Annotated in this window: 1 protein-coding gene; it reads right to left on the reverse strand. The window is 67.7% G+C overall.

The genetic code is table 11. The annotated features are described in order from the left end of the window. Positions 1–7,060: non-ribosomal peptide synthetase (locus NS4_RS30765; protein ID WP_157106341.1), on the reverse strand; the 7,060-nt coding region annotated here is incomplete at both ends.

Raw genomic sequence — 7,060 nt, forward strand, 5'->3', positions numbered from 1 at the left:
GGCGCCACCCGCTCCGCATCCGTCACCGGGGCATCGGCGTAGCCCGACAGTTCCAGTGTGTCCACGGCCTGTACCGGCACACCTGTCCCCTCGGGCACAGCACCGGCATCGGACGTCGAGGTCAGCACACAGACCGGTTGCGCGGTCTCGAGCACATAGGCGGTCCGCTCCGCCGGATGCTCGGGATCCACCGGCACATAGGCACCGCCGGCGGTGACGACCGCGTACATGGCCACCACCAGATCCACCGAGCGCCGCAGCGCCAGACCCACCAGTGATTCCGGCCCCACACCCTCGGCGATCAGATGCCGCGCCAGACGGTTTACCCGGCCGGCGAACTCCGCGTAAGTCAGTTCGGCGCCCTCGAACGACACCGCGATCCGATCCGGATACGCGGCGACCGCCCCGGCGAACTCGTCCAGGAGCAACCGGGACTCGACCGTGCGTTCGGTCGCGTTCCAGCGGTGCAGCACCAGTTCGCGTTCGGCCGCGTCCAGCAGATCGATATCACCGACGGCCGCGGCCGGGTCTGCGACGATCCCGTCCAGCATCCTGATCAACCGGTCCGCGATCCGCCGCACCTCGGCCTCACCGAACAGGTCCTGCCGGTACCCGGCCCGGATCCGCAACGTATTGCCGAGTGCGGCGACCAGGGTGAGCGGATAGTGCGTGGCGTCGATACCGTCGAGCCCGGCCACGGTCATGCCGTCGATATCGGCGGCCTGCGCCTGGATACCCTCGGCGTCCACCGGATACGACTCGAACACCAGCAGGGTGTCGAACAACGTCGCCAGTCCGGCCGCGCCCTGGATATCCGCCAGACCCACATAGTGGTGATCCAGCAGATCGGCCTGCTCACCCTGTACTCGGGCCAACAGTGTCCGCACGGCTTCGTTCTGATCGAACCGCACCCGCACCGGGATCGTGTTGATGAACAACCCGACCATGGTCTCCACCCCGGGCAGTTCCGGCGGGCGACCGGAGACGGTGGCGCCGAACAGCACATCGTCACGGCCGGTCAGGCGGCCCAGCAGCACCGCCCACGCCACCTGCAGCACGGTGTTCGCCGTTACGCCGACCTCGGTGGCCAGCGCGGTCAATCGGGCGGTGGCCGCGGGGTCCAGCTCGAACTCGTACTCGGCCGACAGCGCGGTGATCTCTTGTGCGGAGCCGCCGTCTTCCGGGCGGACGAGCAGCGTCGGTTCCTCGACCTCCGCCAGCGCCGCCCGCCAGGCCTCCAGCGAGAGCCGGCGATCCTGCCGGCCCACCCATGCCAGGAAGGCCCGATACGAATGGGCCATCGGCAGCGCACTGGTATCGGCCCGGACCGCGTACAACGTGAGCAGATCCCGCATGAGCAGCGGCATGGACCAGCCGTCGAGCAGGATGTGGTGGTTGGACACCACGAATTGCCAGGTATCCGCCCCGGTCTCGATCAAGGTGAACCGGAGCAGCGGCGGCTCGGTGAGATCGAAGCGGCGCAACCGGTCGGCCTCGATGAGGTCGGCGGCTGTCCGGGTGCTGCTGCGGTCGTACTCGGTCCAGTCGACCGGCACATCGTCGAGGACCACTTGGACCGGGTTGCCCTCGTGGTCGGTGACGAAGGCGGTACGCAGGTTCTCGTACCGGTCGATCAGGGCCTGGGCCGCCGCGCGCAGTCGGGCGGCGTCCACCCGGCCGGTCAGGGTCAGCACTACCTGCGCGGTGTAGACGTCCACGGACTCCGCGGCCAGCTGCGCGTGGAACCACATGCCGGCCTGCATCGAGGACAGCGGCCACATATCGGCGACCGGCATCGGGAATCGCCGCTCGATTCCCTCGATATCGGCCTGCGACAGGGCGACCAGACCGAAATCGGACGGGGTGTGCCCACCGGCCTCCGCCGAATCGACCTGACGGGCGATCGCTTCCAGCGCCTGCGCCCACAGCGCACCGAACTCGCGGACCTCATCGGCCGTCAGCAGCGTCGAGGGATACCCGATCCGCGCGGTCAGTTTGTCGCCGATCACGGCGGCATTGATATCCAGTGGCGCCATCGCCGGCATATCGGTATCGAATGCCCCCACGACCACCAGATCGTTCGTCTGCCACCAGCCGAACTCACGCATTTCCGCGGAGGTCTCGCCCGCGCCGAATCGGCCCAGATAGTTGAAGCTCAGCTGCCCCGGCAGTGTGACCGGCAGCCGATCCGCCGTCTCGCGGTTCATATAGCGCAGCAGGCCGTAGCCGATGCCCTTGTCCGGCACCGCGAGCAGCTGTTCCTTCACCGACTTGAGTACCGCGCCCAGCGCCGGGCCCCCGGCGATCGCGTCCTCGATATCGCCGGCCGGCGCGAACCGCACCGGGTAGATCGTGGTGAACCAGCCGACCGTGCGGGACAGATCGGCTCCGGGTACGACCTCCTCCTCACGACCGTGGCCCTCCAGCCGGACCAGCAGCGGATCGTCGACCGCCACGCCGGGTACCCGGCGGGCCCGCCACGTGGCGGTGGCGAGCACAAGTGCGGTGAGCAGGCCGTCGTTCACTCCGCCGTGGAACAACTTCGGCACAGTGGTGAGCAATGCCCTGGTGACTTCCGGCGACACCTCCACCGAATGGATATCGACCGTCCCGGCGGTATCGACCATCGGATCCATCGCGCGGCTGGTCAGCAGCGGATCGGCGGTACCGGCCACGGTCTGCCAGTACTCCAGTTCCGCGACCCGCTCCGGGCTGTACGCATGCTCCTCGAGCGCGTGGGCCCAGGTCCGCATCGAGGTACTGGGCGCCGACAGCTCCGGCTGCTGCCCGGCACTGTGCGCACCGGCGGACAACAGGAAATCGGGTGCCAGAATGCGCCACGAGACACCGTCGACCACCAAGTGATGAGCGACGACGACCAGGTACCCGGGCCGGTCGGCGGTATCCGGTTCCAGCCACACGAACCGGACCACCACACCGCGCTCGGGATCGAGCAGATCCAGGGTGGCACTGACAGCGGCCTCGGCCGTTTCGAGCAACCGCTGCTCGTCGGCGGTGGCATCGAACACTGTGTGATCGATCAGCGCGTCCACATCGACCGACCCCGGCTCGGCCGTTTCGACGAACCATTCGCCGTCCTCGGCGATCAGCCGCGCCCGCAACATGTCGTGCCGGTCCAGCACCGGCGCCAGCACTGCGGCGATGGTCGCCCGGGTGACGCCGACCGGCAGACTCAAGGTCGTCAACTGGTGATACCGGCCGTGGGAACCGGACCGTTCCACCATGAATCGCACGATCGCCGTGAGCGGCAGCCGGCCGACCCCGCCGCCGGGCAACTCGGGCAACGAGAGCACGCCTTCGGCGGCTTCCCCGACCTCGGCGACAGACGCCAGACCGGCCACCGTGCGCTGTTCGAACACCTGACGCGGCGTGAACACCACCCCGCGCGCTTTCGCCCGGGACACGAGCTGAATGGAGACGATGCTGTCGCCGCCGAGGGCGAAGAACGAATCGTCCACCCCGACGCGATCCACACCCAGCACCTCGGCGAACACCTCGGCGAGGATTTGCTCCATGGGATTACGCGGCCCACGGAACGCCGCTCCGGTGGCGAATACCGGTTCCGGCAATGCCTTGCGGTCCAGTTTTCCGTTGATGGTCAACGGAATCCGGTCCAGCGCCACCACCGCGGTGGGAACCATGTACGAGGGCAGCCGTACCGCCGTGCCGTCACGCACCGCGTCCTGATCGAACTCGGTACCGGACTCGGGCACCACGTAGGCGACGATCCGCTGGTCACCGGGGCGGTCTTCCCGGACGATCACGGCGGCCTGCGCGATACCGGGCAGGGCGAGTACAGCGTCCTCGATCTCACCCAGCTCGATCCGGAAGCCACGGATCTTCACCTGGTCGTCCGAACGTCCCAGATACTCCAGCTCGCCGGAACGATTCCAGCGCGCGACGTCACCGGAGCGGTACAGGCGTTCGCCGGGCGCACCGAACGGGTCTGCCACGAAACGCGCCGCCGAAAGCTCCGGCCGGCCCAGATAACCACGCGAGAGCTGCCCACCGGACACATACAACTCACCCGGCACACCGACCGGAACCGGCTGCAACCGGTTGTCCAGCACATAGGTTTTCAGCCCCGCCAGCGCCCGGCCGACGACGCTACCGGCCGCCTCGGCGACAGCAGCGGCGTCCAGAGCACGGTAGGACACATGCACGGTGGTTTCGGTGATCCCGTACATGTTCACCAGGACCGGCGACGCGGTCTCCCGGCCGTCGACCATCCGGGTCCGGCCGGTCGTACCGTCGCCGTGCCGGGCGACCCAGTCGGCGAGGCGGCGCAACTCGAGCGCCTCGCCACCGAAGATCACATAACGCAGCGCGAGCGCGGCGGCATCGGCGGCCGCGGCCCGATCGGCCTCGGCCAGCTGATAGAACGCCGACGGTGTCTGGTTCAGTACCGTCACCCGCTCGGTACGCAGCAATTCCAGGAACTGCTCCGGTGAACGTGTCGTGTAGTAGTCCACCACCACCGAGGTTCCGCCGAACAGCAGTGGGCCCCACAGCTCCCACACCGAGAAATCGAACGCGTAGGAGTGGAACAGGGTCCACACATCGTCGGGCCCGAAACCGAACTCGCGATCGGTGTTGGCGAACAACCGCACCACATTGCGATGCGCCACCGCCACGCCCTTCGGGCGGCCGGTCGAGCCGGAGGTGTAGATGACATAGGCGGTGTTGTCCGGGCGCAGCGGCGCGAGCCGGTCATCATCGGTGACCGGTGCGTCGCTGAAATCACCACCGGAACCGTCCACCATCACCTGCGGTAGATCCGTCGGCAGATCCACCGTCACCGAGGCATCCCGGACCACCGCCTGTGGACGGGCATCGGCGAGCACGTACGCGATCCGCTCGGCCGGAGAGTCGGGATCCACGGGCAGATAACCGGCGCCCGACTTGATCACCGCCAGCAGTGCCACCACCAGATCCAGCGAACGGGGCAGCAATACCGCCACCAGCGATTCGGGCCCGGCCCCCACGGCGATCAATCGCCGCGCCAGGGTATTCGCCCGCCGATCCAGCTCGGCGTAGGTGAGTCGATCGGATTCGAATTTCACCGCGGTCCGCTGCGCGTGCACGGCGGCAACCGCATCGAAAAGGCTTGCCAGAGTGGCCGTTTCCGCTTCGCCGACCGGATCCGCGGCACCGGTGAACACTCCGGTACCGGCCTCGGCACGCGCACTCACCCAGTGACGCAGCACATTCGACCGCTCGATATCACCGAGCACATCGATATCGCCGACCGGGATTCGCGGATCGTCGGCGACCGCGCGCAGGATCCGCACGAACCGATCGGCGAAAGTCTGGACGGTCTCGGCCTCGAACAGATCCGTGGCGAACGTCAGATAGCCGCTCATCCCCTCGGCAATGCCCGAGGCGTCGTGGATCTCGCCCAGGGTGAGGTTCAGATCGAACTGCGAGACCGCGATATCGGCATCCACACCCGAGATCGTCAGCCCCGGCAATTCCAGGCTCGACTCCGCCATGTTCTGGAACGTGAACCCGACCTGGAACAGCGGATGCCGAGCGGTCGACCGTTCCGGGTCGAGTGCCTCCACCAAACGCTCGAACGGCACATCGGCATGCGCGAACGCCTCGATATCCACCTGCCGCTGCCGTGCCAGCAGATCCGCGAACGCCGCACCACGATCCACCTGGGTCCGCAATACCAGCGTGTTGACGAACATACCGATCAAATCGTCGAGCGCCTGCTCACCACGACCGGCCACCGGCGTACCGATCGTGATGTCGTCGGTGCCCGACAGCCGCGACAACAGCACCGCCCAAGCGGAATGCACCACCATGAACATGGTTGCGCCGTGTTCCTGCGCCAACCGCCGCAAACCGGCGTGGATCTCGGAATCGATACCGACTGCCACGCGGCCACCGGCGTACGACTGCTTCTCCGGGCGCGGATGATCCGCCGGCAGGTCCAGCTGATCCGGAATATCGGCCAGCGCCGACCGCCAGTAATCGATCTGCGCGGCCGCCAGGGACGCCGGGTTGTTCTCATCTCCCAGCAGCGCCCGCTGCCAGATCGAGTAGTCGGCGTACTGGACCGGCAACGGCGCCCAATCCGGGGCGGTGCCGGCTGCCCGCGCGACGTACGCGGTCATCAGATCCCGGGTCAACGGCTTGACCGACAAACCGTCGCCGGCGATATGGTGCACGACCGCCGCAAGGATGTATTCGTCTTCGGCACCCTCGATCCGCAGCAGAGTGATCTGCAACGGCACCCGCTCGGCGACATCGAAGGACTTCGACATCAGGTCGAATACGGTCGCCTCGACCGCGTCCGCGGCCACCGTCCGCACGTCCAGCTCCGGCACCGCGCCCGACACCGGCAGGATCACCTGCACCGGACCGGATTCGGTCTCCGGGTACACAGTCCGCAGCACCTCGTGCCGCACGACCAGATCGCCGACCGCCTGCCGCATCGCCGGAATGTCCAGCTGCCCGGACAAGCGGATGACCATCGGGATGTTGTAGGCCTTCGAACCGGAATCGAACCAGTTCAGGAACCACATCCGCTGCTGCGCCAGGGACAGCGGGATCCGCTCCACGACCTCCCCCGACGGCAGCACCCGGGTGGGTCGCGGTTGCGGCACCAGCGCCGGACGTCCGCCCGAACCGACCTGCTCTTGGAGCCGGGCAGCCAGTGTGCCGACGACGGATGCCTCGAACAGTTCCCGGACCGGCACCTGGGTATTCAGCGCGACACCCAGCCGCGCCACGACCTGGGTCGCGATCAGGGAGTTACCGCCCAGCGCGAAGAAGTCGTCGTCCACGCCGACCCGCTCCACATCGAGAAGGTCGGCGAGCACACCTGCCACGATCACCTCGACGGGTGTCGAGGGAGCGCGGAATTCACGTGCTTCGAAAGTGGGCTCCGGCAACGCCTTGCGATCCAGCTTGCCGGCCGGGGTGAGCGGGACCTCGCCGAGCACCATGACCGCCGCCGGAACCATGTACGACGGCAACCGCTGCCCGATGAAGTCGCGCACTGCACCCGCGTCGACCGAACGACCCGGTG

It is taken from the genome of Nocardia sienata NBRC 100364 (assembly GCF_001613205.1).
GTDB classification, from domain to species: domain Bacteria; phylum Actinomycetota; class Actinomycetes; order Mycobacteriales; family Mycobacteriaceae; genus Nocardia; species Nocardia sienata.